The 24675-nt window shown below is 63.5% G+C and carries 22 protein-coding genes and 1 pseudogene; 4 read left to right on the forward strand and 19 right to left on the reverse strand.

What is annotated here, in order from left to right; genetic code table 11:
- Positions 1-28: 28 nt before the first annotated feature.
- From B0G71_RS10970 to mprF, 11 genes are all read right to left on the reverse strand, one after another.
- Positions 29-271, reverse strand: coding sequence for a hypothetical protein (locus B0G71_RS10970; RefSeq protein ID WP_116117125.1), 243 nt, complete (start codon positions 269-271; stop codon positions 29-31).
- Positions 272-598: 327 nt separating this feature from the next.
- Complete coding sequence (locus B0G71_RS10975; protein WP_116141715.1) at positions 599-1846, reverse strand: enolase C-terminal domain-like protein; 1248 nt, start codon at positions 1844-1846, stop codon at positions 599-601.
- A 38-nt stretch (positions 1847-1884) separates the two neighbouring features.
- The gene (locus tag B0G71_RS10980) at positions 1885-2691 is read right to left on the reverse strand and encodes an MFS transporter (protein ID WP_116141716.1); all 807 of its coding nucleotides are present in this window, start codon (positions 2689-2691) and stop codon (positions 1885-1887) included.
- An 81-nt stretch (positions 2692-2772) separates the two neighbouring features.
- Complete coding sequence (locus B0G71_RS10985) at positions 2773-3540, reverse strand: SDR family oxidoreductase (RefSeq protein ID WP_116141718.1); 768 nt, start codon at positions 3538-3540, stop codon at positions 2773-2775.
- A gap of 161 nt (positions 3541-3701) precedes the next feature.
- Entirely contained in the window at positions 3702-4421 is a 720-nt protein-coding gene (locus tag B0G71_RS10990) for a FadR/GntR family transcriptional regulator (RefSeq protein WP_116141720.1), read from the reverse strand.
- 279 nt (positions 4422-4700) lie between these two features.
- Complete coding sequence (locus B0G71_RS10995) at positions 4701-5348, reverse strand: glutathione S-transferase family protein (RefSeq protein ID WP_258875551.1); 648 nt, start codon at positions 5346-5348, stop codon at positions 4701-4703.
- 55 nt (positions 5349-5403) lie between these two features.
- Entirely contained in the window at positions 5404-6168 is a 765-nt protein-coding gene (locus B0G71_RS11000) for a ParA family protein (RefSeq protein ID WP_116141724.1), read from the reverse strand.
- A gap of 265 nt (positions 6169-6433) precedes the next feature.
- A complete protein-coding gene (locus B0G71_RS11005) occupies positions 6434-7612 on the reverse strand; it encodes a 4-hydroxybenzoate 3-monooxygenase (RefSeq protein ID WP_116141726.1) in 1179 nt (392 codons plus the stop codon).
- A gap of 241 nt (positions 7613-7853) precedes the next feature.
- Positions 7854-9428 (reverse strand): threonine ammonia-lyase, biosynthetic, encoded by a 1575-nt coding sequence (gene ilvA / locus B0G71_RS11010; protein WP_181916753.1) that lies wholly within the window; start codon positions 9426-9428, stop codon positions 7854-7856.
- Between the two features lie 249 nt (positions 9429-9677).
- A complete protein-coding gene (locus B0G71_RS11015) occupies positions 9678-10949 on the reverse strand; it encodes a virulence factor family protein (protein ID WP_116141728.1) in 1272 nt (423 codons plus the stop codon).
- A complete protein-coding gene (gene mprF / locus B0G71_RS11020) occupies positions 10946-13498 on the reverse strand; it encodes a bifunctional lysylphosphatidylglycerol flippase/synthetase MprF (RefSeq protein WP_258875759.1) in 2553 nt (850 codons plus the stop codon). The genes B0G71_RS11015 and mprF overlap by 4 nt, the downstream gene beginning before the upstream one ends.
- A gap of 492 nt (positions 13499-13990) precedes the next feature.
- Here mprF and B0G71_RS41315 point away from each other — a divergent pair, with 492 nt between their 5' ends.
- On the forward strand, positions 13991-14131 hold the full coding sequence (locus B0G71_RS41315; RefSeq protein WP_181916754.1) for a hypothetical protein: 141 nt from the start codon (positions 13991-13993) through the stop codon (positions 14129-14131).
- Positions 14132-14428: 297 nt separating this feature from the next.
- Here B0G71_RS41315 and B0G71_RS41320 read toward each other — a convergent pair whose 3' ends face one another.
- The gene (locus tag B0G71_RS41320; RefSeq protein WP_166679109.1) at positions 14429-14581 is read right to left on the reverse strand and encodes a hypothetical protein; all 153 of its coding nucleotides are present in this window, start codon (positions 14579-14581) and stop codon (positions 14429-14431) included.
- A 226-nt stretch (positions 14582-14807) separates the two neighbouring features.
- Between B0G71_RS41320 and B0G71_RS11025 the strand changes: the two genes are divergently transcribed.
- Positions 14808-16205: an MFS transporter gene (locus tag B0G71_RS11025; RefSeq protein ID WP_106284312.1), complete on the forward strand. Its 1398-nt coding sequence runs from the start codon at positions 14808-14810 to the stop codon at positions 16203-16205.
- Positions 16206-16215: 10 nt separating this feature from the next.
- Here the strand turns inward: B0G71_RS11025 and B0G71_RS11030 are convergent.
- The 5 genes and pseudogenes from B0G71_RS11030 to B0G71_RS11050 form a co-directional block, all read right to left on the reverse strand.
- Positions 16216-16706 (reverse strand): annotated as a pseudogene (locus tag B0G71_RS11030) (DUF421 domain-containing protein).
- Between the two features lie 33 nt (positions 16707-16739).
- A complete protein-coding gene (locus B0G71_RS11035; RefSeq protein WP_116117133.1) occupies positions 16740-17396 on the reverse strand; it encodes a glycosyltransferase family 2 protein in 657 nt (218 codons plus the stop codon).
- Positions 17393-17998 (reverse strand): SAM-dependent methyltransferase, encoded by a 606-nt coding sequence (locus B0G71_RS11040; RefSeq protein WP_116141732.1) that lies wholly within the window; start codon positions 17996-17998, stop codon positions 17393-17395. Before B0G71_RS11040 ends, B0G71_RS11035 begins: the two co-directional genes overlap by 4 nt.
- A 24-nt stretch (positions 17999-18022) precedes the next feature.
- Positions 18023-19201 (reverse strand): acyl-CoA dehydrogenase family protein, encoded by a 1179-nt coding sequence (locus B0G71_RS11045; protein ID WP_116141734.1) that lies wholly within the window; start codon positions 19199-19201, stop codon positions 18023-18025.
- A gap of 210 nt (positions 19202-19411) precedes the next feature.
- Positions 19412-21385 (reverse strand): PAS domain S-box protein, encoded by a 1974-nt coding sequence (locus B0G71_RS11050; RefSeq protein WP_116141736.1) that lies wholly within the window; start codon positions 21383-21385, stop codon positions 19412-19414.
- A gap of 192 nt (positions 21386-21577) precedes the next feature.
- Here B0G71_RS11050 and B0G71_RS11055 point away from each other — a divergent pair, with 192 nt between their 5' ends.
- Positions 21578-21814 carry a hypothetical protein gene (locus tag B0G71_RS11055; RefSeq protein WP_116148501.1) on the forward strand — a complete coding sequence of 79 codons (237 nt, stop codon included), beginning with the start codon at positions 21578-21580 and terminating at the stop codon, positions 21812-21814.
- An 82-nt stretch (positions 21815-21896) separates the two neighbouring features.
- Here B0G71_RS11055 and B0G71_RS11060 read toward each other — a convergent pair whose 3' ends face one another.
- Positions 21897-22946, reverse strand: a complete 1050-nt coding sequence (locus B0G71_RS11060) for an NAD(P)/FAD-dependent oxidoreductase (RefSeq protein WP_116141738.1) — start codon at positions 22944-22946, stop codon at positions 21897-21899.
- Between the two features lie 239 nt (positions 22947-23185).
- Here B0G71_RS11060 and B0G71_RS11065 point away from each other — a divergent pair, with 239 nt between their 5' ends.
- Positions 23186-23623 (forward strand): carboxymuconolactone decarboxylase family protein, encoded by a 438-nt coding sequence (locus B0G71_RS11065; protein ID WP_116141740.1) that lies wholly within the window; start codon positions 23186-23188, stop codon positions 23621-23623.
- A 145-nt stretch (positions 23624-23768) separates the two neighbouring features.
- Here the strand turns inward: B0G71_RS11065 and B0G71_RS11070 are convergent, their stop codons facing one another.
- Positions 23769-24629 carry a LysR family transcriptional regulator gene (locus B0G71_RS11070; RefSeq protein ID WP_116117140.1) on the reverse strand — a complete coding sequence of 287 codons (861 nt, stop codon included), beginning with the start codon at positions 24627-24629 and terminating at the stop codon, positions 23769-23771.
- Positions 24630-24675: the final 46 nt, after the last annotated feature.

Consider the following 24675-nt stretch of genomic DNA (forward strand, 5'->3'; position numbering starts at 1 on the left):
TGGGCTCGCCGCGCGCTTCGTGAAATGCTTAACGCGCGTTGTGAATCGGCGGCGAGTAGGAGCTAACCGTCGTATCGCTGCCTTGACCTGCCTGCCACGTGCCTGCGCTGGCTGAACCATATCCGCTGTTGCCGGCCTGAGCCGGGTCTTGATGACCCGAGGCTTGCGTTTGCGCGCCTTGCGATACAGGTTCATTGGACGACTGAGCGAACGAAGCTACCGGCGCGGCAAGAACAACGGCGATCGCAACGGCTTGAATGAGCGACTTCATGAAACCACCTCCAGAGATTGTCTTTCTACGCGCTGCGGCAAGGGCTATCGTTGCAGCGGTACATCGAGTGTAGGTGGCCAGCGCGGCGGGATAAATCCGCCAATCCTGAATTCACTGTTGCTGCTGCCACTACAATGAAAAACGGCTGTTCAGCGAGTGATTTTCAAATTCATTTGCTCGGAATTCGCCGTTTGTCGTGCAGCAGTGGAGAGACTGTTCTGCATCGCCCGCATAGTTGCGTTTTGCGGCGCAACGTTGAGCGCGTCCACGCACGAATCCTGTTGCCAAACCAGGGTCCATGCACACCATTACGTCAAAGTGGGGATTTCACGGCGTTTGCAGCGTGCCGTCTTTCAGGCGCGTTTGGGTCCACGTCGTTACGCTATTTTCGCAGGGATATTTCGCGGCCTCCGCTTCGTCGATATCGACACCGAGACCCGGCTTGTCGTTGGCGTAGACGTGACCCCGCCTGAACTCGGGCAGGCCGGGGAACACATCGAGCAGCGCTGCTCGCGGACCCTTCAGATCCTGGATCACGAAATTCGGCGGCTCGATGCCCGACCATTCCTGGACGCCGAAATTGCGCGCGGCCAGATCGATATGAATATTCGCCGCATGCGCCAACGGCGACATGTCACCGGGGCCGTGCCATGCCGTTCGAACGCCGAATTGCTCGGCAAATATCTGCAGCTTGCGTCCCGCGGTAATCCCGCCGATCTGGCTGAGATGCACGCGGATAAAGTCGATCAGACGCTCGGTAATCAGGAAGCGCCATTCGTACGGGTTGTTGAATAGCTCGCCCTGCGCCAGCGGCGTGGTCGTTTTGGCGCGCAACTGACGCATCCATTCTCCCTCCTCCAGCGCGATCGCGTCTTCGAGAAAGAACAGTTCGTACCGCTCCAGTTCGCACGCAAAGCGGATCGCTTCGACCGGCTTCAAACGTTCATGCACGTCGTGACACAGCGCGACGTCGAAACCGATCTTGCTGCGAATGCCGTCAAACAGTTTGAGCGTGTCGCGCATGTATTTACGGCTGTCGAGATAGACGCCGTCCGCCGCGCCTTGCGGCGCGCTCGCCGGTGCCTTGCCGAAACCGGCTCCGCCATAGCCGCCGCTCTGACAGCGAATGTGCGTGATGCCCTGCTCGCGATACTTCTGGATGTTCTCGCACAATTCGGTCAGATCGCGGCCATCCGCGTGGCGATAGATCGGCACGCCTTCGCGGCACTTGCCGCCGAACAGCTGGTAGAGCGGCATGTTCGCCAGTTTGCCCTTGATGTCCCACAGCGCCATGTCGACACCGGAGATCGCATTGTTCTCGATCGGTCCGTTGCGCCAGTACGCGTTCTGATGCATCAGTTGCCAGAGTTCCTCGATCGCGTCCGCATCGCGGCCGATCAGCAGCGGTCGCAGATATTCCTCGATCAGACACTGCACCGCCACATGCCGGTAAGCGAAAGTCGCGCATCCGAGGCCATACAGACCGGGCTGGTTCGTCTCCACCTTGACGACGATGAGGTTGATGCCTTCCGGCGCGGTCAGGATGACTTTTACATCGGTAATCAGGGTTGCCATGCTCTATCTGCCAGGTCTCAGCCAATGAATTCGATCGACTACTGTTGCGTGCGCTGTAGCGACAGCGATGCTTCGCGCTTCGCATGTTCTTGGGAATTCGCCGGCACGGTCATCATCAGGATCACAGACGACAGCAGGCCGCCCGCCATGAAAATATAGGAAGCCGCCGGGCTGCCGGTCGCGCCGTTCAGATAGCCCACCACCCACGAACCGGCGAACGCACCGAGCGCGCCGCACGCGTTGATCAGACCGATCGCGTCGGCCGGGCGGTCCTTTACCGTGAACCACCACACGACCGCCCAGATGAGCGCCGGCACACCTTCGATAACAAACATTTCACGCCAGCCGAAGCTGCGCACCAGATAGCCCGACACCACCGACATCCACAACACCGTCACCGGATTGCCGAGAATCAGGAAAGTATTGGCACGCGAGCGTTCACTCCTGGTGAACCAGCGGCTGATGTACATCAGCATCGACGGCATGACGGCCGCCTCCACCACGCCGAGCACAAAGCGCAGCACCATCAGCATCGGAATGTTGCTGACCAAGCCGGTGGCCGCCGCGCACAGCCCCCAGAGAATCAGGCTGAAAAAGATCAGCTTCTTCACGCTATTGCGCTGCGCGTAGATCGCGCCGGGCACCTGAAACAGGCAGTAACCGAGAAAGAACAACGAACCGATCAGCGACGACGTGCCGTGCGTGATACCGAGATCGCGATCGATGCCCGCTGCGGCGGCGAAGCCGTAGTTCGCGCGATCGAGATAGGCAAGGCTATAGGTGATGAAGATGATGGGCATCAGATACCACCATCTTTGGGGCGCTATGGCTTTGACGCTTTCCATGATGTCTCCGGATCGGTACGGCATACTTACTATCTGGCGAACGCGGTGTTTTTGTTGTGCTCTGCCCGCGCGAATCTGTCTTTACAGCACGGCCAGCCAGCCGCCGTCCACGTAAATGATCTGGCCGTTCACATAGCTTGATGCCGGCGACGCCAGGTACACCGCCGTGCCGACCAGTTCTTCAGGCTTGCCCCAGCGTTGCGAAGGATTGCCGCTCTTGACCCACGCATCGAACGCGGCGTTTTCGATCAGCGGCTTGTTCATATCGGTCAGGATGTAGCCCGGACCGATCGCATTGGCCTGAATGTTCGCGCCCCCCCACTCGGCGCTCATGGCGCGGGTCAGCATCTTGATGCCGCCTTTCGCCGCCGTATAGGCGCCGACCGTCGCGCGCCCGGCCTCGCTCGTCAGCGAACCGATGTTGATGATCTTGCCGCCCGTGCCGCGCGCGATCATGCGGCGCGCAGCCTGCTTCGCGACAATGAATGCACTCGTGAGGTTGGTGTCGATCACACGCTGCCAGTCGCGCAGTTCCAGATCGACGAGCGGTTTGCGAAACTGGATGCCGGCGTTGTTGATCAAGATGTCGATCTGCACGCCGTCCTTGTCCCATTGCGCGAAGGCTTCGGCGACGGCGGCTTCGTCGGTCACGTCGAACGCGCGGCCTTGAGCGTTCAAGCCTTTCGCGCGGAGCCGCTCGACAGCTTCAGCCACGGTATCGGCGCGCGTGCCGTTCAGGACCACGCCGGCGCCGGCGTCAGCGAGACCTTCTGCCAACGCGAAGCCGATGCCGCGCGCCGAGCCGGTGATGAGCGCCGTGCGCCCGCTCAAATCGAATAGCTGTGTCATGCACGTGTCCTCTCGATGTTCGATAACAAGGCGCGAGTGCGCCCCTCGCGTGCCGTCATGACAGTCGCGACAAATGGGTTGGGGATGCAACGGCGCCGCTGCTCGACGGTCCGCCTAATAGGACGCCTCGCATGGCCGTGTTGCGTGGCTAAGGCGACTCGTCAAACGGGCTTCTCGTTAGCCCTGCGATCGAGCGCGGCGCGGTCCTCGAAGTCCTGCTCGGCGCGCTGGATCAGCGTCAGCACCGCTTGCTCCGCCGCCACGGGGTCGCCCTGCTCGATCGCGACGCACAGCGCCTCGTGCATGGGCAGCGAACGGGCGGGCCCACCCTCGATCTCCGAGCTGAGTTCGAAGCTGGTACGCAGGATCGCCGACAGCGCGTTCTGCATCTGCTGGACAAACTGGTTGTGGCAGGCCGTGAGAATGGCGCCGTGAAACGCCAGGTCGGCGGGAACGTATTCGCCATGCCCGGCGACCGCGCGCTCCATCAGCTTGAACGCGCGCCGGACCGCGACGCGGTCTTCCGCGGTCGCGCGTTTCGCGGCGAGCCGCGCCGCGTTCGGCTCGATGATCAGGCGCAACTCCATCAGATCTTCGACGAGGCCCGGCTCGACTGCGCCCGCCCGAGCCCGCCACGTGATCACGTCCGGGTCGAACAACTGCCATTGCGAACGCGGCAGCACGACCGTCCCATAGCGGCGGCGCACCTGAAGCATGCCCTTGGCGGACAGCGACTTCATCGTCTCGCGGATAGTGATGCGGCTTACCTGCATCTGCTCGGCAAGCACGGGCTCGGCGGGAAGAATGTCGCCGGGCATGAACTTGCCTGAACAGATCTGCTCGCCCATCTGGTTCAGGACCTGCCTGTGCAAGGTTGCCACGATATACTCTCTAAGTCATACGTATGATGTAGAAAGATAGGCGCGAGAGCATGCCCTGGCAATGCGGGTTGACCCGGAGTCAGTGGGGAATGGAAGGAGACGACGCAGGGAGGCGGCCGGGTTCGGATTCCGGCGGCAATGATCAGGTTATTTGGCGATCAAGGCGGAGGTGGAATGAGTGTGGGCACAGAAGCCTGCACGTGCGCCCGTCTTGAAGGGAGTTTGATGCCGGTGACCGGCGGCGAACCACGCGTCACAATTCGTCGGCCAGATAGCTACTTACGAAGCGACCGCCGCGGAAAACGCCGGCCTCGCCTTGATCGCCCGCAGCCATCGATCCAGCGAAGGCAACGGCTGCTGCGCCCCCAGCGTATCCGGAAACCGTTCAGTCAGTTGCACCCAGCGATGCGCCGCGAGGCCGACGCCGATATCGGCCACGGTAAAGCGATCCTGCGCGAGAAAGTCGTGTTTTTCGAGGATCGCGTCGACGATGCCCAGAAGCCGCGTTGCTTCACGATACGATCGCGTGATGGCGTCGTAGTCGCGTTGCGCCTCCGGCACGCGCGTCAATCCCAGGAACGTGACCCGCAACGTCGCCCACAGCGTACCGAGCTGCCAGTCCATCCAGCGCTCGACGTCGGCACGGGCAGCCGGTTCGGAAGGCAAGAGCGTCTGCGCGTCATATTTCGCGGCCAGATAACGGACAATCGTATTCGACTCCCACAACACGCTCTCTCCGTCGACGAGCGTCGGCACCAGGCCATTCGGATTGAGCGCACGATATTGCGGCGTGTCGATCACACCGTACTCCAGTCCCGCGTCGATCCGCGAAAACTCCCGGCCTTCTTCGAAACCCAGTTCAGCGAGACACCACAGCACTTTCTGCACGTTGATCGAATTGCGTCTGCCGTAGACCTGCATTGCCATACCTCGTTAGCTAGAGAACGTGGCGGATTATCACATTCACAACCCGCGGCGTTCGCTATCCAATCAATTCCCGATGCAACGCCACAAATTCCTGAGCGAGCTTGTGACGGGGATCGAAGTGAATCATCGGCTTCGCGTACTGGTGCGACTCGCGAATCTTCACGGACGTCGACAGCCGCGACTCCAACACAGGCAAGCCTTCGCTGATCAGTTCCTCGACCAGTTGAAGCGGCAGAGTCGCGCGCGGCTGAAACTGGTTGATCACGATTCCCTCGACTTCGAGCCCTGCGTTGTGATCCTGCTGAATCTCCTTGACGTTGTCGAGCAGCGTGTAAAGCGCGCGACGGGAGAAGTCGTCGCAATCGAACGGAATCAGGCAGCGTTCCACTGCGATCAGTGCGGAGCGCGTATAGAAATTCAGCGCCGGCGGCGTGTCGATGTAGATCGCGTCGTACTCGTCCAGTTCGTTCAGCGCGTCACGCAGCTTGTAGATCTTGTAGCGCGACTCGAGCTTGCCGTGCAGCGTGTCGAGGTCGGGATGCGAAGGCATCACATCGAGATTCTCGAAAGGCGTGGGGTGAATGAACGTCGAGACAGGCGTCGGCCTGAAACTGAAACTCAAGGCCGTTTCGAAGAAGTCCGCGACGTTGGGCTTGAGATCGCTGGCCTGCTTGCCAAGAAGATACTGACTCGAGTTGCCTTGCGGGTCCAGATCGATGACCAGCGTGCGCAAGTTCTCGCTGGCGTTGATAGCCGCCAGGTTGCATACGATGGTCGATTTGCCCACACCGCCCTTCTGGTTGAATATCACACGCCGCATCGACCTCTGCCCCTATTTTGAGAACGCACCGAAGGCACAGCTTACCCTGGCAAAATGACAGCGCGAGGTGCGTCCCTATGAATAGTTTTCGAAGATCTTCACCTGCGTCGAATCCGGCCAGGTCAATTCCCCCAAGCGTGACGTATCGCGAGATTAGCGTATCCGTCGACCGGCTGGTCTTTCAGCGAGAAGCCGCCGCGATGTTCAGCCCGCGCAAATGACAGGCACGCCACTCCGCACATGACTCAATGCGCGCCCTGCCCGCTCACGCCTGCGCGCCCGCGATGCCGACGTAGTTTTCAGCCATTGCCGTGGCCGCCGCGCGCGACGTCGTCACGTATTCGAGCTCGGCCACCTGAAGCTGCTGTTCGAAAGGCGATGCCCCTTCGATACGGTGCATCATGCTGGTCATCCAGTACGAGAAATGCTCGGCGCGCCAGATGCGTTTGAGCGCTGTCGCGCTGTAGCTGTCGAGCAGATCCGCGCGATTCTCCACGTAGAACGCATTCAGCGCCTCGGTCAGCACGCGCACATCGGCTACCGCCAGATTCATTCCTTTCGCGCCGGTGGGCGGCACGATATGCGCCGCGTCGCCCGCGAGAAACAGCCGGCCATGTTGCATGGTGTTCGATACGAAACTGCGCATGCCGACAATGTTCTTCTGAAAAATCTTGCCGTCGACAATCTTCTGACCGTCGTGCGAGTCGACTCGTGCATGCAGTTCCGCCCAGATGCGGTCGTCGGACCAGTTCTCGACGGAATCCTTCGGATCGCACTGGAAATACATGCGCTGCACGTTCGGCGAGCGCGTGCTGATCAGCGCGAAACCGCGCTCGTGACGCGCGTAGATCAATTCGTCCGACGACGGCGGCCCTTCGCACAGGATACCGAACCAACCGAACGGGTACACACGTTCGAAATCCTTGCGCAACGCCTGCGGAATCGCTGCGCGCGACACGCCTTGCGAACCGTCGCAGCCGATCACGAAGTCGCACTGCAATTCATAAGCTTCGCCATCCTGACGATAACGGATCGATGGCTTATCGGTATCGATGCCGTTAATCGACGTCTCCGAGACGCCGAAGCGCAGCTTGCCGTCGTCGGACACACGCGCCGCGACGAGATCCTTGATCACTTCGTGCTGTGCGTAGACCGTAATCGAATGCCCCGTGAGTCCGGTCAGATCGATGCGGCGCCGCTTGCCTTCGAAAGCGAGTTCAAAGCCGTGATGCAGTGCGCCTTCCGCTTTCATCCGTGCGCCGACACCGGCTTCGGTCAGCAGATCCATCGTGCCTTGTTCGAGCACCCCGGCGCGGATGGTGGATTCGATCTGATCGCGGCTGCGCGACTCGAGCACGACGGAGTCGATGCCGCGCAGATGGAGAAGATGGGAAAGCAGCAGGCCCGCAGGCCCGGCACCGATGATGCCAACTTGAGTACGCATGAGTCGTCTCCTGAATGCGACATTAGATTTGCACTCAGTTTGACGATCACGCACGGTATCGCGCAACGCGATATGGTGGATAGACGGTATTTAATTTAGAGATAGAAGCTTTGATCAGCCGCATGCCGCCGGTAGGCGGAATTGAGCCTTAACGCCGTCCAGACGAGGCTTGTGGCCCATTCGCTCGACGGCTCACCTTTCGCGCAGCGTTTCGCCAGATCAAGGTAAACCCCGAGCTAAATTACGACGCCAAAAACAGTCGGTAGACCGGATTTTGCGTCTCTTCCCAGTTCGGATAGCCGAGCGTGGCGAGGAACAGGGTGAACGCCTCGTTCTCGCTCTCGGGCACCTGAATGCCGACCAGAATCGAGCTGTAGTCCGCGCCCTGGTTGCGATAGTGGAACAGGCTGATATTCCAGTTCGGCGCCATCGACGAAAGGAATTTCATCAGCGCACCCGGCCGCTCGGGAAACTCGAAACGGAACAGACGTTCGTCATGTGCCAGAGGCGATCGGCCGCCGACCATGTAGCGGATGTGCTGCTTGGAGAGTTCATCGAACGTCAGATCGACGGTGGCGAAGCCGTGCGCCTCAAACGCGCCCGCGATCTGCGCCGACTCGCTGCGATTCCTGATCTGCACGCCCACGAAGATATGGGCGGAGTTCGCATCCGCAATCCGGTAATTGAATTCGGTGACGCTGCGCGTGCCGACCAGTTCGCAGAAGCGGCGGAAACTGCCGCGCTCTTCGGGGATTGTCACGGCGAACACTGCTTCGCGCGCTTCGCCGACTTCGGCGCGTTCGGCCACGAAGCGCATGCGGTCGAAGTTCATGTTCGCCCCCGACGTGATTGCGATCAGCGTCTGGTTCTCGATGCCTTCGCGCTCCGCATACTGCTTCGCGCCGGCCACGGCCAGCGAGCCAGCGGGTTCGAGCACGCTGCGGGTATCCTGGAAGACGTCCTTGATCGCGGCGCATAGCGCGTCGGTATTCACGAGCAGCACGTCGTCAAGATATTCGCTGCACAGGCGGAAGGTTTCTTCACCGACCAGCTTCACAGCCGTGCCGTCCGAGAACAGACCGACTTCGTTCAGGGTGACACGCTCACCGGCCTTCAGAGACGCGGCCATCGCGCACGAATCATCGGTCTGCACACCGATCACCTTGATCTCCGGGCGCACCGATTTGACGTACGCGGCCACGCCCGCCGCCAGTCCACCGCCGCCGATCGGCACGAAGATCGCGTGAATCGGCCCCTGGTGCTGGCTGAGAATCTCCATTGCGACGGTGCCCTGTCCGGCGATCACATACGGATCGTCGAACGGATGCACGAAGGTCAGGCCGCGTTCTTCCTGCAGTTCGACTGCGTGCTCATACGCATCGCTATACGACTCGCCGAACTGCACCACTTCGACGGTCGGACCGCCGTGCGCGCGCACGGCATCGACCTTCACTTGCGGCGTGGTGACCGGCACCACGATGATCGCCTTCACGCCCATGCGCGCCGCCGACAACGCTACGCCCTGCGCATGATTGCCCGCCGACGCCGTAATCACCCCGCGCTCCAGCGCTTCAGAAGGAATATGCGCCATCTTGTTGTACGCGCCGCGCACCTTGAACGAGAACACCGGCTGGTTGTCCTCGCGCTTCAGATAGACCGGATTGCGCAGACGTGCCGACAGATTCGGCGCGCGTTCGAGTTCGGTCTCGCGGGCCACGTCGTACACGCGCGCGGTCAGGGTTTTCTTCAGGTAGTCGTGACGAAGCGCGACGCTATCGGCGGTAACGGCCACCTGTTTGAATTGGTGTAACGACAAGGCAAGCTCCTGTGCGGCAAGGACGAATCATCGGAGAGTTCACCAGGAGGCAGGCTGCAAGCGGACATAAAAAAACCCGCCTCGTGGGGCGGGTTATGTGTCACTGCTATCAGACGCGCGCTAACCCACCATTCGATGAATGATGCTAATAATCAGCGCAATACGGATGTCGAGGCAGTTCATGCGTTGCATCTTCGTTGACTTGAGGCGCTTTGTCAATCCTGCTGATTGCCATGCGCGATGCGACGGTCAATGCACGCCGCTCTGCTTCCTGAAGGCGCCGAGAATGCGCTTTTCAAGCGAGTTGTAATCGCCGCCAAAGTGGTGATCGCCCGAAGTGCGGATCACCTCGATGCCGCTTTTGGTCAGCGCCGGACACAAGGTGTCCTTCTCGCTCTCGCCGTAAAAGCACTGCACGATGGCGGGCGGCACGCGCGTCAATTCAGGTTGGACCTTCAACGCCTTGTCGCTGGCCGGCATGCCGAGCCAGCCGCCCACGCGAATCTGAAAATCGGCATCGGGCGCGAAGCCGAGCAGCGCGATCAGCGCTACCTTCGCGCGCAACGCTTCGGGCAGACGGTTATAGGCGAACGGCATCACATCCGCGCCGAACGAATAGCCGACGAGCGCGATATGCTGCGCGTTCCAGCGCGCGCCGTAGGTTTGCATCACGCGCGCGAGGTCGCGGCTGGTTTGCGCGGGCGGCTTCTCGCTCCAGAAATAGCGAAGGCTGTCCCAACCGATCACGGAGACGCCGTCTTTCTGCAAAGCCTGCGCGATCGTCTTGTCGAGATCGCGCCAGCCGCCGTCGCCGGAAATCACGATGGCCATCAGGCCGTTCGGATGCGCCGCCGGCAGTTCGATGAGCGGCAGATCGGAGACGTCGTCGTCGCTCGTCGACACGGCCTGCAAATGCGGCGTGAGCAACGCGACGAGGCGCGCGCGATCGGCGTTACCCGTGGCCGCCTTTTCGACGAAACCCGGCACCTTGTCGCGGATAATCGTCGGGTCCGGTGGGCATGGCTGAAAGCGTGCATCGAGCGTGTGCTCGGCGTCCACCGCGACCGCGCCGGCAATCGTGTTCGACGGCGCCTGTTCGAGCACGTGCATGGCTAGCGTCGCGCCCTGGCCCGTGCCCGCGACAATCGGCGCGAAATAATGGCTCGATCGCGATTGACGTTCGAGCTGATGGCTCAACGCTTCCGCATCGCCCACCAGTTGATGGCAGGCCTCTTTCTTCGCGACCAGATTGGCGGCGTAGCGAGCCGTGTCGACACCGACAGTCAACGCACCGGCCTTGGCGAGCGCGTCGGCGCTCTGCTGGTCCGCCGCGCTCCAGCCGCTCGCCTGCGAGTACAGCACCACGAAGCCGCGCAACGGACCGGCCCGTTGCGTGACCGTGACGTCGCCATAGCGGCCGCCGGGCACCGTGGTAGTCGTAGTGGTTGCCGCGTGCGCGAGTGCGCCACCGGTCACGAGGCTCGTTGCGAGAACGAGCTTGAACAACGAATGCAATGTCATGAACGCCGGCCTCCTGCCAGCAATGACAGGTCCGCGAGCGTGAAGAACACGCCGACCGAACCCGACGCCGCGAGATAGCGCGGCTCCCAATGCGGCTGGAACTTGCTCTTGAAAGCACGCAGTCCGCGGAAGTTATAGAAACGGCCGCCGAAGCGCCATACGATGCCGGCGAGGCGATGCCAGCGCGACGCGAGCGGCGTGGGTTGCATGCCGGAAAGCGGCGCGATGCCGAGACTGAGCGAGCGGAAACCCGCCTGTTTCAGATGCAGCGCCAACTGCGTGAACAGATATTCCATGGCATATGGCGACGCGCTTTCCACATGACGCATCACGCCGACGGTCGCTTCGGTGTTCAGGTCGGTCGTCATGAAGGTGACGAAGGCAGCGGGCTCACCGTTCTGGCGCACCAGCATCACCGATTGCGCAGCGAGATATTCGTCCGTAAAGGCCGCCACTGAGAAGCTCTTTTCGCGCGCGTCGCGACTGTCGAGCCAGCCGTCGGAAATCTCGCGCAGCGTCTCGAGCGATGCGGGTACGTTCGCCTGATCGATCACTTCGACGGTGAAGCCATCACGCTCGCCGCGCTTTAGCGCATAGCGAAGGTGCGCGCGATGCGAGCCCTTCAGGTCGAAATCGTCCAGCACGACGTGCGCTTCCTCGCCGAGCTTCATCAGCGTGAGACCGGCGTCGAGGTAAAGCGGCAAGGCGTTGGCGCGCACCTGATAGAACGCCGCGCGCCCGCCGTGCGCGTGAGCAAGCGCGACGAACTTGCTGATCAGGCCGGCCCACTCTTCGCGCGGACCCACCGGATCGTGCAAAGCGGCCCACGTGCGGCCGTATTTCGCGTACATCAGGAAAGCCTCGCGCGACTCGGAGAACAGGAAGCTCTTGTCGCCCATCAGCGCGAGACCGGCGTCGCTGCGTTCCTGCGCGCGCACGATGCGCGCCGCGTCGTGCAGATCTGCCGGCGCCGGTTTGACGAAGCGCCCCGGCGCGGGACGCAGCAGCTGCCAGAACGAGAATGTCGCGGCGAACACACTTGCGGCGAGCGTCGCGCGCAGCGCACGCGGCGCGCGTTCGTCGAAAGCGAATTGCCACCACAGGTCGCGGGTATACGGCACGTCGCGGAAAGCAAACAGCATGACCCACGTGGCCAGCATCAGCACCATCGCGACGGACACCAGCCAGCCCGCCGTAAAGCGCTCGGCGAACAGCGACGAATGACGGTTGAAACGCCGGCGCGTGGACAGCAGCAACACGACGAGCATGCCGAGCACCCCGGCTTCCACGAACGCCAGACCCTTGGTCAGCGACAACGCGAGACTCAGCACCGCGAGCAGCAGCGTCATCCACCATGCGGCGTCCAGCCGGCGCATCAAACCACGCGCGACGAACAGCAGCAGCACACCGAGCACGCTGCAAAGCATCTGCGAACTTTCGAGCACCCACAGCGGCAGCACGTCGCGCAGTATGTAAATGCGTTGCCAGAACGCGGGCGTCGCGCTGGAAATGACCAGCATGCCGCCGACCACGAAGGTGACGAGACTCAGAAACAGCGGCGCGAGCCTGGACGCCGCAGCGGCATATTGCAGCGGCAAACGGCTTTTCAGCGCGCGCCCTTCGAAACCGGCGAGCAGCGCGGCCGAAACGATCAACGGGACACCGAAGTAAATCGCGCGATACGCGAGCAAGGCGGCAACCATCTGATGCGTTTGCACGCTGCCGTTCAGCGTGAACACCATCGCCGCTTCGAACACGCCGACGCCGCCGGGCGTGTGGCCGATCATGCCGAGCAGCATGGCCGCGGCGTAGACCGTGATGAAGGTCACGAAGCTCACATCCGCATGCGGCAGCAGCGCCCACAAGGCGAGGCCGGCGGCCACCACGTCGAGCACTGCGAGCGCCACTTGCGCGAGCAGGTCGCGGCGCGCGGGGATATCGAACGAGAGCCACTGCCACCGCGTGCGAACCGGGCGCGTGTCGCGGCGACACGCGGCGGCGGCCGATGCGAGCACGGCGAGCAGCGCCATGCCGATCCAACGCAGCGTGACGGGTTCGAGATGCAGCATCGGTGCGAGCGTGCCGGCCACGCCGACCATGCCGAGCGCCGTCATCAACACCAGTGCGAGCGCGAGCGACACGCTCGTGAACACGGTCATGCGGCCGATCTGCGCGGGCGTGACGCTCGCCACGCCGTAGACGCGCGCGCGCACGGCGCCGCCCGTCAGCGCGCCGAAACCGGTGGCGTTGCCGAGCGCCGAGCCCGCCGTTGCGCCGATCCACAGCGCCACACGCGGCACGAGCGCACCCAGATAGCGCAAACCGACGGCATCGCGGCCGACCAGCGCCACATAGCTGAGCGCGGTGGCGCCGAGCGCGGCGCTCCATTCGCCGGCCGTCAGCCGACGCAACTCATGCATCACCGAGCGATAGTCGACTGCTTGCGAGAGATGTTGCAAGACGACCAGCAGCAACGCGCCAATCACGAGTGCGAGCAGGGGCGAGAGAAGTCCCCGGTTGCCAAGCGTTTTCGATGCACGGTCGAACATCGCGCCTAGCCGGTCGAATTTATAGTTATATCGATGGAACATGGTCAATGCTGGGCCTTGCGTGGAACTGTTGCGACGACGGATCGTCTGCCGCGGCATCGCCGGTTATTGGCGATTACAAATGGATAACGGCATTGGGGTGAAAAGGTTGACAGCGTCAGCCGGATTGCGGGGTTTAACCTTAGCCGGCCTTCGGAGCTGAAAGCGCCGCGCGGCGCGCTGCGGCGATATGCGCGAATAAAACGGTCGATATTGCCGATTGGGCTGTGACGGGACGCGCCCGGTAGCTGACAGGGGGCTGAAGTTTAAACGCTATTTACGCGCCGCGAATGAAGATTCGACATGGCGCCGAGCGTGCGCGCACGCTGTATCGCTCGAACCATGGAAGCGCAGCATCAAGATTTTCTCTTCGCGTGCCGTAATCGAGAGCAATAGCTCAGTGAAACGCGGCACATTTGCCGGGTGAAATTCGGTACTTGAAGGAGAAAGAAGATGGCGGAACAGGATTGGATGATGGCAGGCGTGTATCTGGTCGGATTGGTGTCCATGGCGCTGTTGATGAGCGCGCTCGCCACGCGAGCGACCATGGAACGCAAGACCGTAGCGAAGGTGTCGCGCCGCGCCCGCGACTGACTCAGGCCACGATGTACGGCCCAGATGCCGTACGAGATCAAACACGACCGGCGTGACGAAAGGACCGCACACAGCGCGCGATATGCGCGTGCCGCCGCTGCAACGATTTTCGAATAATGGGGAATCGGTTCGCTCAGCGCTCGCTGCGCATGCCAGCCAAGCCGCGGTGACATCGCGGCCTGGCTGGCATGAATGACGCAGAAATAATGCTAAGCCGTGGCGACGTGCGCATGACAGACGGGGCGCATGTCAGCGCCCTGCTCTATCAGTCAGCGCATGCGGCGCGCGGCCTTTGTCTTACTCCGGACGGCGATGCGCCTCGGCGATCACGGCGCAGTTTTGCAGATGCAGGTTCAGGGCATGCAGGGCCAAGGCGCGCAGCTTGCCGAAGAAAGTGCTGTTGGCGGCGACGGTAGCGCGGACGGCGGAAGCGTTGGAAGCGGTGTTCATGGCGGACTCCTGTATAGGGTTTATACCTAGGCAATAACCCGATTATAACCGCCTCCTGCCGCACTGCAACAAATATCAATAAAACGACCGACTGTTGCATGACGGTCACATGCCCGGTCGCCCGACTTAAAAAGGGTGGCATCGGCCGCCGCGCTATTAACAAACCGCACCGTACAGGTGCAATAATGGCCCCTTTGCCTGCGACCGTTCGCCGCAGCCCGCCTTCATGACCGCCGTCCAGAAAGCCCTGATTGCGCCCCTTATCGTCGCCTGCGCGATGTTCATGGAAAGCGTCGACGCGAACGTGATCGTGACCGCGCTACCCGCCATGGCGCGCGACTTCGGGCGCGATCCGGTCACGCTGAAAATCGCGGTGACGAGCTACGTGCTGGGACTGGGCGTGTTTATCCCCGTGTGCGGCTGGCTCGCCGACCGGTTCGGCGCACGCACGATCTTCCGCACGGCGATCGGTATCTTCGTGACGGGTTCGCTGCTGTGCGCCGCGTCGAATTCTCTCGCCACCTTCACGCTCGCGCGCTTCGTGCAAGGCGTGGGCGGCGCGATGATGGTGCCGGTCGGGCGGATCATTATCTTTCGCGTGGTGCACAAGGCCGACTTCATCCGCGCGATGAACTATCTGAGCGTTCCCGCGATGCTCGGCCCGGCCGCGGGGCCGCTGCTCGGCGGCTTCATCACCACCTATCTGCACTGGCGCCTGATTTTCTTCATCAACGTGCCGATCGGCATCCTCGGCATCTATCTGACCAACAAGCACATCGCCAACACGCGCGAACCGGACCCGGGCCCGCTCGACTGGATCGGTTTTTTTCTGTCGGCGGCGGGCGCGGTGCTGCTTCTGCTCGGGCTGTCGCTGGTCGGCGGCGAACTGATTTCCAACGGCGACGCGTTCGGCATGTGCGCGTGCGGCGCGGTTCTGCTCGCGGCCTATGTCGCCTACGCGCAGCGCGTCCCGCTGCCGCTGCTGGACCTGCGCTTTTTCAAGGTGCCCACGTTCCAGGCGAGCGTGCTGGGCGGTTCGTTGTTCCGGATCGGCCTCGGCGCGCTGCCGTTCCTGTTGCCGCTGATGCTGCAGGAAGGCCACGGCATGAGCGCGTTCGAATCCGGCCTGATCACCTGCGCGTCCGCATTCGGCGGCATGTTCATGCGCACGGTCGCCTCGAGCGTGCTGCATCGTTTCGGTTTCCGTTCGGTGCTGGTAGTGAACGCCGCGTTGTCCGGACTTTCAATCGCTGCGTGCGGACTGTTTTTCCCCGGCACGCCGACCTGGATCATCTGGGTGATCGTGCTGCTCGGTGGCTTCTTCCCGGCGCTGCAATTCACGAGTCTGAACTCGCTCACTTACGCGGAAATCGCGAGCCGCGATGTGGGCCGCGCCACGAGTCTCGGCAGCGTCGTGCAGCAGATGTCGCTCGGCCTCGGCGTCACGATCGGCGGCATCGTGCTGCAGATCTCACGCGTGTTGCATGGGCATCCTGGCATCACATGGTCGGATTTCTGGCCGGCGTTTCTGGTGGTTGGACTATGCTCGTTCGCGTCGATTCCGGTCACGCTGCGCATGCCGCGCGGAGCCGGCGAAGAAATCTCGCGCGGTGGCCGGGGCTGACCGGTTCGACTCACGCCTTCTTGCGGATCACGCTCACTTCGCCGTTGCGCTCGAGAATCGCCGCGGCCACGTTTTCCATTGAACGTGAGCCGGTTTTCTGCCGCACGCTTTCCTGAAGTCGGTTCGGCTGATCAACGCCGCGTCCATCTCGCGCGCGTTGAATTCGCCGTTGCTGAACACCTCGCGTTCGACGCCGCCCACCAGCCGCTCCAGCGCGCGCGAGCGCATGCATACCCACGCCAACGCCCGGTGGCAGACGACGATTGCGAACGACGCCACGACGGTGGCGATAAACGGCGACGCACCGACGATGGCCCGGCTCAACATCGCGCCGAGCAGGATCACCACCACCGAGTCGAATGGCGAGCGTTGTCCGAACGAGCGTCGGCCCGAAATGCGGATCAGCACCAGCGCGATCAGAAACACGACGATCGAGCGCATGGCCATCTGCAGCGGGTCGAGCATCCTGCCTTGACCGAACAGCAGCAAGAACGCTTCCATGCTGTCGCCCTCCTGTTGTAGCAGGCGGCGCCTTTATCCGGCGGCCGCCCACGCCGCAAGCGTATCGCCGAAGCCGCCGCGAGCGCGAGCCGCTGCGCGCGCGCTCGTAATCACGCGCGGCGCCGCGCTCCACGCGATGCGCGCGCCGATCGCGATCAGCCGGTCGACCAGCGCCACGTCCTCGCTGCACTTGAGCGGCGGAAAGCCGCCCGCGCGCCGGTAGGCGTCGGCCGACACGCCGAGGTTCGCACCGTGAATATGACGATGACCGTCGGCATCCACGTAAGTTTTGCGGAAGTATTCGCGCACGCTGTGCGGATGCGCGGTCCAGTCGTCGACGGCAATCGAGCCGCACACCGCGTCAGCTTCCAGCGAAAGCTGCGCCACCAGCCAGCCTGACGAGACGCGGCTGTCGGCGTCGGTGAACGCGAGCCAGCGCGCGCCGTCCGCCAGCAGGAAGTCCGCGCCCGCCGCGCGCGCAATGCCGACATTGCGCGCCTTCAGCGTCAGCGTCTCGACGCCGTAGGCCCGTGCGATCGCCCCGCTGAAGTCGTCGCATGCGTCGAGCACGACCACGATGCGCACCGTTTCGCCCGCCAGATCCTCGTGGCGCGAGGCCGCGATCAAGGCAGCGAGGCACGGCGCCAGCAACGCCTCTTCGTTATGCGCCGGAACGATCACGCCGATCATAGGAGCCCCTCGCGTTGCGCGACCGAGCGTGCGTCGCGCGACCAGACATCGATCAGCAGGTCGGCTTCATCGTGATGCGCGAGACGCGTGAGGCCGCAGCGTGCGTCGAACAGCGCATGCGCGGCATCGGCGGATTCGAGCGCTTCGGCGAAGGGCCGGCGCCAGTGACAGGCGAGCAGCGTGCCGTCCGTGGTCAGCGAGGCGGCGATGCGAGCAGCCAGCGTTTCCAGCTCCGCCGAATCGAGGTAATAGGCGAATTCGCTGATCACGATCAGATCGAACGGCCCGGCCTCGGTCGGCCACTCGCGCGGCACCGTGCGCTGTTCGATGCGGACGTGCGGCGCGTCGGCAACGCGCTCGCGTGCAAGCTGCACCGCGCGCTCATGCAGATCCGCCGCGAGCAGCATGTCGCAACGCTTCGCCAGCTCGACGGTCAGTTCGCCGTTCGCGCAGCCGGGTTCGAACGCACTCCGGTAGCGCGGGCGCGGCAGCAACGCGAGCGTCAACGACCGCTTGCGGCTCTCGTACCAGCCTTCGCGCAACTTCCACGGATCGTCGCTGTGTCGATAGAGTTCGTCGAAGTAGGTAGCCGGTGAGCTCATGTCAGCGGCCCTCCGTGTATGACGTCACAGCATCCACGGGGCACCTCCGGCATCAGGACCGTCACGACCGTCGGCGGGTTCCGCTGCGGCGATCAGCTCACCGAGCGCAGCGAGATCGCGCTCCGCGTGGCTCTGCCGCAGGAACACCGGCAGATCCGCCAGCGCACGTGCGAAGCGCGCGTCGCGGCACAACGGGCCGGCGCCAAGCGCACGCGTAGCGTGATTCATCACGGCCGTCGAGGCCTCTTCCACCACCAGGCGCGCGCGCAGGGTCTCGCGCTGCGAGTCGGCTAACGGATTCGCGTCGATGTGCGCGGCGGTCTCGCGCAATACCGCGGCCGCGCCGGCCAATGCCACCTCGACCGCACCGAGGTGGGCAAGCCAATGCGGATCCGCGCGCCGTGTGCACGCGGCGCGCAGCATGCGCGCGATCTGCGCGGCGGCCCCGTACCAGCACGCGGCGATGCCGGCGCCGCCGTGCCAGAAGCCGGGGCGCCGTACATAGGCATGCGCGCCGCCCACGAGTGTCGCCGATGCCTGGTCGAAGCTCACGTCCGCGCTTGCGGTGGCCTGCATGCCGACCGCCTGCCACTTCGACGTGTCGATCGAGATGGACGGCTGATTCATTGCGACGGCCGCCAGCACCGGCTCATCGTCCAACCATGCGGTAACGAGCGCATACGTGACCACACCCGCGCCCGAGCACCACGCTTTCGTGCCGGTGAGGCGAAGGTTTTCGCCATCGCTTCGGATTCCTACCTTGAGCGCTTGCACGCGCGCATCGGGCGGCTCGGCGGCCCAGACGCCCCAGCGGCTTCCCGCGGGCGGCGTGGGGCCTCGCAGCTCGGCGAGAATCGCGAGCGCATCGGTGTGTCCTTCAAACAGCTTGACGAGCCCGAGATCGCACGCGGCTACTGCGGCCAAGGTACGCCAGCGCACCAGCGTTTCGCCGTGCCCGGGCAAGGGCATGTCAGGCGCACGGTCGTAGCCGCGCTCGACCAGCGCGCGCAACACGCCGCCGAGCGCGACGGGGTCGCCGGAATCGAAACGCGTATCACGCAGAAAATTGTCGAGCGACGCGGCGGGTTTCGCGTCCTTGGGCGTTCCGCCCGCCCCGACATGGCAATCGCGAGATGCGATCATGCCGGCGTTTTGCGGCGGCCGCGCGTTGGCGCCCGCCGTACGGCCACGCGTATCGAGCATCGTGCCTCCCTGAAGCTGTTCATCGACTGCCGGCGGACTCTCAAGGGCCGCCGCGCACAGAAGACCCACAGCAAGTGGCGTGCCTCGAACATCGGAAGTCGAACGCCGGACGCCCGAACGCGCAACACCTTTCTTCAGGAATCGGGAATGCCCAGGCGCGCAAGCCGTCACACCGCTCTGGTATGAGGGAAGCGCGCCCTGCCTGAACGGCTAGTCGGGACCGCGTTCGCTGCGCCGCGCTTCCACGTCGGCCAGCAGGGCATCGAACAGTTCGAGTCCGACCGGCTTCACGAGATGCGCATGGAAACCGGCTTCGCGGGTACGCTCGCGATCGCTCGCGTGGCCAAAGCCAGTCATGGCGGCGTACCGCGTGTTGGCAAGCGCGGGCATGACGCGCAGTGCCGCAATCGTCTCGTAGCCGTCCATCTTCGGCATCGCGATGTCGATCACCGCGAGATGAGGCGCGAAACGCGGCGCGATCAGCACCGCCTGCTCGCCCTCGTAGGCGATGCGCACCTCGTGGCCTTTGAGTTCGAGCAGCATGGCGAGACTGTCGGCCGAATCGCGATTGTCATCGACCAGCAGAATGCGCAGCGGCGCGACTTCGGTGTTCGCCGCGTTCGCTTCATCGCCCGTTGCTTCGGGTAGCGCGGCAGCCAGCGGCAGACTCAGCGTGAAGGTGCTGCCGCAGCCCGGCCCTTCGCTGCTCGCGATAATGCTGCCACCGTGCATCTCGACGAGCGACTTGCACAACGTGAGGCCGATGCCGAGACCGCCCTCGCCCGTATTCTGCCCGTCCTTTTCCTGAGCAAACAGTTCGAAGATCTTGTCGAGTGAGCGCACAGGAATGCCGCAACCCGCATCGCGCACTTCGAGCACGGCCATCTGGTAGTCGACTCGCGCCGCGACATCGATGGCACTGCCGACCGGCGAGAATTTTGCCGAGTTGTGCAAGAGGTTCTGCAACACCTGCACGAGGCGCGTCATGTCGCCGCGCACGAACACCGGCTCGTCGGGCATATGCTGGACGACCCGCTGCTCGTGCGCATCGGTGAACGGCCGGGCCGCCTCGATCGCGCGCGCCATGACCTCGGCCAGATCGACACGGCCGAAGCGCAACTCGACCTTGTTCGACATGATCCGGCCAACGTCGAGCAGATCGTCGACGAGCCGCGTGAGGTGCGCGACCTGCCGGTCGATCAGGTCGCGCGAACGTGCCACTGTGGGGCTCACACCGGTTTCGAGTTGCATCACGCCGATCGCGTTGCGTACCGGCGCGAGCGGATTGCGCAACTCATGGGCGAGGGTCGCGAGAAACTGGCGCATGCGCTCGCCCGAACGTTCCAGTTCTTCGCGCTGACGCCGCTCGGTCAGATCGCGCGTGACCTTGGCGAAGCCGCGCAGCCGGTTCGATTCGTCATGCACCGCCGTGATGACGACGTTGGCCCAGAAAGTCGTGCCGTCCTTGCGCACGCGCCAGCCTTCGTCCTCGACGTGGCCGAGCTGCCGGGCAATCGCCAGTTCGCGCGCGGGCTTGCCGGCCGCCGCTTCCTCAGGTAAGTAGAAGGTCGAGAAATGCCGGCCGACGATTTCCTCGCGCGTATAACCTTTGATGCGCGCGGCGCCCGAATTCCAGCTCACCACGTAGCCTTGCGGGTCGAGCATGAAGATCGCGTAATCCTTCACGCAGTCGACCAGCAAACGGAAACGCTCCTCGCTTTGCCGCAGCGCCTCCACGTACTCGCGTTGCGCGCTCAAATCGCGCGTGATCTTGGCAAAGCCGGTGAGTATGCCCGCGTCGTTGCGCATCGACGTGATCACGACATTCGACCAGAAGGTCGTGCCGTCCTTGCGCTTGCGCCAGCCTTCGTCTTCGAAACGGCCGGTCAGCGACGCCTGTTGCAGTTCGTAGGCGGGCCAGCCGCGCGCCACGGCTTCCTCGGTATAGAAACGCGAAAAGTGCTCGCCGACGATCTCCTGCTCCGAGTAACCCGTCAGCTTGTGCCCCCCCGCATTGTAACTCATGATCAGCCCGGTCGGGTCGAGCAGGAAGATCGCATAGTCTTCGATTGCCTGCAGCAGCGCCCAGTAGTCGACCTCGACAGCCGCGCCCGGGCGGACCGCGGCCGGGACGGTGACGGGCTGGCCGTTTTCGCTGGCGGAAGGGACATCAAGCGGTTTCATTGTGGTCGGAAATAAGGGCTACGGCCAAAAGCATACACCGCCAATCATCGCCCGCTTGGCCTATGGTTTCACCTGAGGTCCGCGCGAACGGCCCGGCGCCAGAGTCCGCGTCGAGAAAAGCGCTGGCGGGATCGCCGGGCCCCGCAATTGCTACTCCGTGATCGCACCATCATCAAACAACAGGAGTCGCAATTGAAACAGGCATTCATTACCCTCGCTCTCAGTGCCGCGCTGGCACTCACCTGCACTGCCGTGCAAGCCGAAGGCTGTACGAAAGGCGCGGTAGTGGGCGGCGTGGCCGGCCACGTCGCGGGTGACCATGGCGTAGCGGGCGCGGCGGCCGGCTGCGCGATCGGCCATCACGAGGCCAAGAAGAAGGACAAGGAAGCCAGCGCGGCCGCGGCCGCGAGTCAACCCGCCGGGAAATAAGCGGCGTGTGGAAAAGAGCCGGTAGTGGCCTGCGGTTACTGCCGGCTGGATCAATCAGGAAACCGCTATCTCGGCGAGATGGTCACCCGGCGGCACTGACCTTTGCCGCCAGCTTCGCGTCGTAGCTCGAATGCACGTGCACACGCTTTTTGTCCGGGTAAGCGTACGAGTACGCTCGGCGCAGCGCCAGCGATGCCTCATGAAAGCCCGACAGAATCAGCTTCTGCTTGTTCGGATAATTGGCGATGTCGCCCACCGCGAAGATGCCGGGCCGCGAACTCTCATAGTTCGACGTATCGACATCGACGCGCCCCGCGTGAATCGATAGCCCCCACTTCGCGATCGGCCCAAGATCGGCAACGAGTCCATAGAGCGCGACGAGATGCTCGGCCGCGAGTTGCGTCTCTCCGTCGATATGTCGCAACGTGATCGACTTCAATGCATCGCCTTCGACGTCGAGCCCCGCAATCGCGCCGACGATAAAGTCCATCTCGCCCGCCTCGACCGCGCGCCGCATCGACGCGACGCTCGAATCAGCCGCGCTGAAACCGCTGCGCCGATGCACGAGCGTCACCCGGCGCGCGACCTTGCGCAGCGCCAGCGCCCAGTCGAGCGCGGAATCGCCGCCGCCCGCCACGACCACGACCTTGTCGGTGAAGTCCGCGAGACGCGGCACGCTGTAGTGCACATGACGCGACTCCAGCGGTACGGCCTCGGCCAAGGCCAGCTTTTGCGGCACGAACGCGCCGTTGCCGGCGGCCAGCAGGATCGCCGCGACATCGAACACGAGGCCACGCCCGGTACGTACCGTCCAGCGTCCGTCGCTGCCCTGCTCGACCGACTCGACCCGTTGTTCGAGATGGATAGGCGGATCGAACGGCTTGCATTGCGCCAGCAGTCGCTCGACCAGTTCGCGCGCGGTGCACGAAGCAATGGCGGGAATGTCGTAGATCGGCTTGTCGGGATAAAGCTCGATGCATTGGCCGCCGATCTTGTCGAGCCCGTCGACGATCTGGCAGGACAGGCCGATCACGCCCGCCTCGAAAGCGGCGAAAAGCCCCACCGGGCCGGCGCCGACGATCAGGACGTCGGTACGGATCGGCGGCGGTTGCTGGTCTGCGGCGGAAGTCATGCGCGATCTCTTCGGATGGGTAGATGGGTGAATGACCCACCATACCGAATCGGCCGATGCGCGGCAACGATGCCATTACGGTCGGTAAGGACGCTCGGCGGGCCGCGTGCGCGCCCGCTCACCGCGTCAAAGTGGTTACCTGAAAATAACCATAATCGGTCATTTCCCGAAGCCAGTCATGCGCCTAATCTTCCCCCATCGCATCGCGGAATGCGTCCAACCCAACTCAGGAGCAAATCATGGAACAACGTCTCGACTTCTACAAAGCCAACCCCGCCGCGATCAAGGCCATGATCGGCGTTGAAGAACGCATCGGCAAATCGGCGCTCGAAAAATCGCTGACCGAACTGGTTCGTCTGCGCGCCTCGCAGATCAACGGCTGCGCATACTGCGTCGACATGCACACTGCCGACGCCCGCAAGGGCGGCGAAACCGACCGTCGTCTGGCGACCGTGGTGGTCTGGCGCGAAACGCCGTTCTTCACGGACCGGGAACGCGCCGCGCTCGAATGGACGGAAGCGCTGACGCTGGTATCGCAAGAGCACGTGCCCGACGCCGTTTGGGAAGCGGTGCGCCCGCACTTCAGCGACGAAGAACTGGTCGATTTGACGCTGCTGGTTTCCGCGATCAACGCATGGAACCGCTTCGCGATTTCGTTCCGCAAGCTGCCCGCCTAAGCGGCACGCGCTCACAAACAATTCAGTTCAGTCCGCTTCGGTTGGAAAGCGGCGGCACGCACCACGCGGATTCGCTATGCCGGTGCGCGATCCTTCGCCGTCATGTCAATGCATGGCGTCGATCCTTGCGTCGCACGCCTCGCCGCTATTCCCCGATCCACGATCCGCGCAAATCGCTGTCGTGCAGCAATTGCAGCAGCGTGCCCGCCGGCCGGCTAAGCCGCTTCGCCGCCAGCGCGATGAATTCCACCGATGGCAGCGTCGGCAGACTCGCCGTGTTCAGGGGCGCCGCAAGGCCGCGTGCCGCCAGATACTGCGGACGAACCGTAATGCCGAGGCCGCCGCGCGCGGCCGCGATGCAACCGGCGTGGCTGCTGCTCGTGCACACCAACTGCCAACTGAATCCCGCCTCGGCGAGCGCGTCGAGCACGACGGCGCGTGTCACGCTCGGTTCGGCGACCAGAATCAGCGGCAAGGGCTGACTCAAGTCGACCAGCGTACCGGCGCGCGCCAGCCACTCCAGCCGCCCGGTGAAGAGCGGCACGCCGCGCCTGTCGCCGAGACGGCGCTTGCCGACCAGCAGATCGATCGCCCCCGCATCGAGCAACTCATACAGCTTGCCGGTCATGCCGATGGTGATTTCCAGTTCGACATCCGGATGCGCGTCGCGAAACGCGGCGAGTACGGTGGGCAGCGGACCGAGCGCGACGTCGTCCGAGGAACCGAGCCGCACGCGGCCTTTCAGACGCGGCGCGCGAAACTGCGATTCGGCCCGCGCCAGCGCCTGCAGAATCACGCTGGCGTGCGCGAGCATGGCTTCACCGTCCGGCGTCATCGCGAGCGAATGGGTGTCGCGCACGAACAGGCGCCGGCCCACGCTCTGCTCGAGCCGCCGGATGTGTTCGCTGACGCTCGATTGCGTCAAGTCGAGTCGCCGCCCCGCCTCGGTGAAGCTGTGGCAGGCCGCGACGGTCGAAAAAGTTTTGAGCCAGATGGGATTGAGCATGGGGCATTGTCGCGCCGCTCATCGGCAAAGTCGATAACAGTCAATG

This window comes from Paraburkholderia sp. BL27I4N3 (genome assembly GCF_003386115.1).
GTDB lineage: Bacteria > Pseudomonadota > Gammaproteobacteria > Burkholderiales > Burkholderiaceae > Paraburkholderia.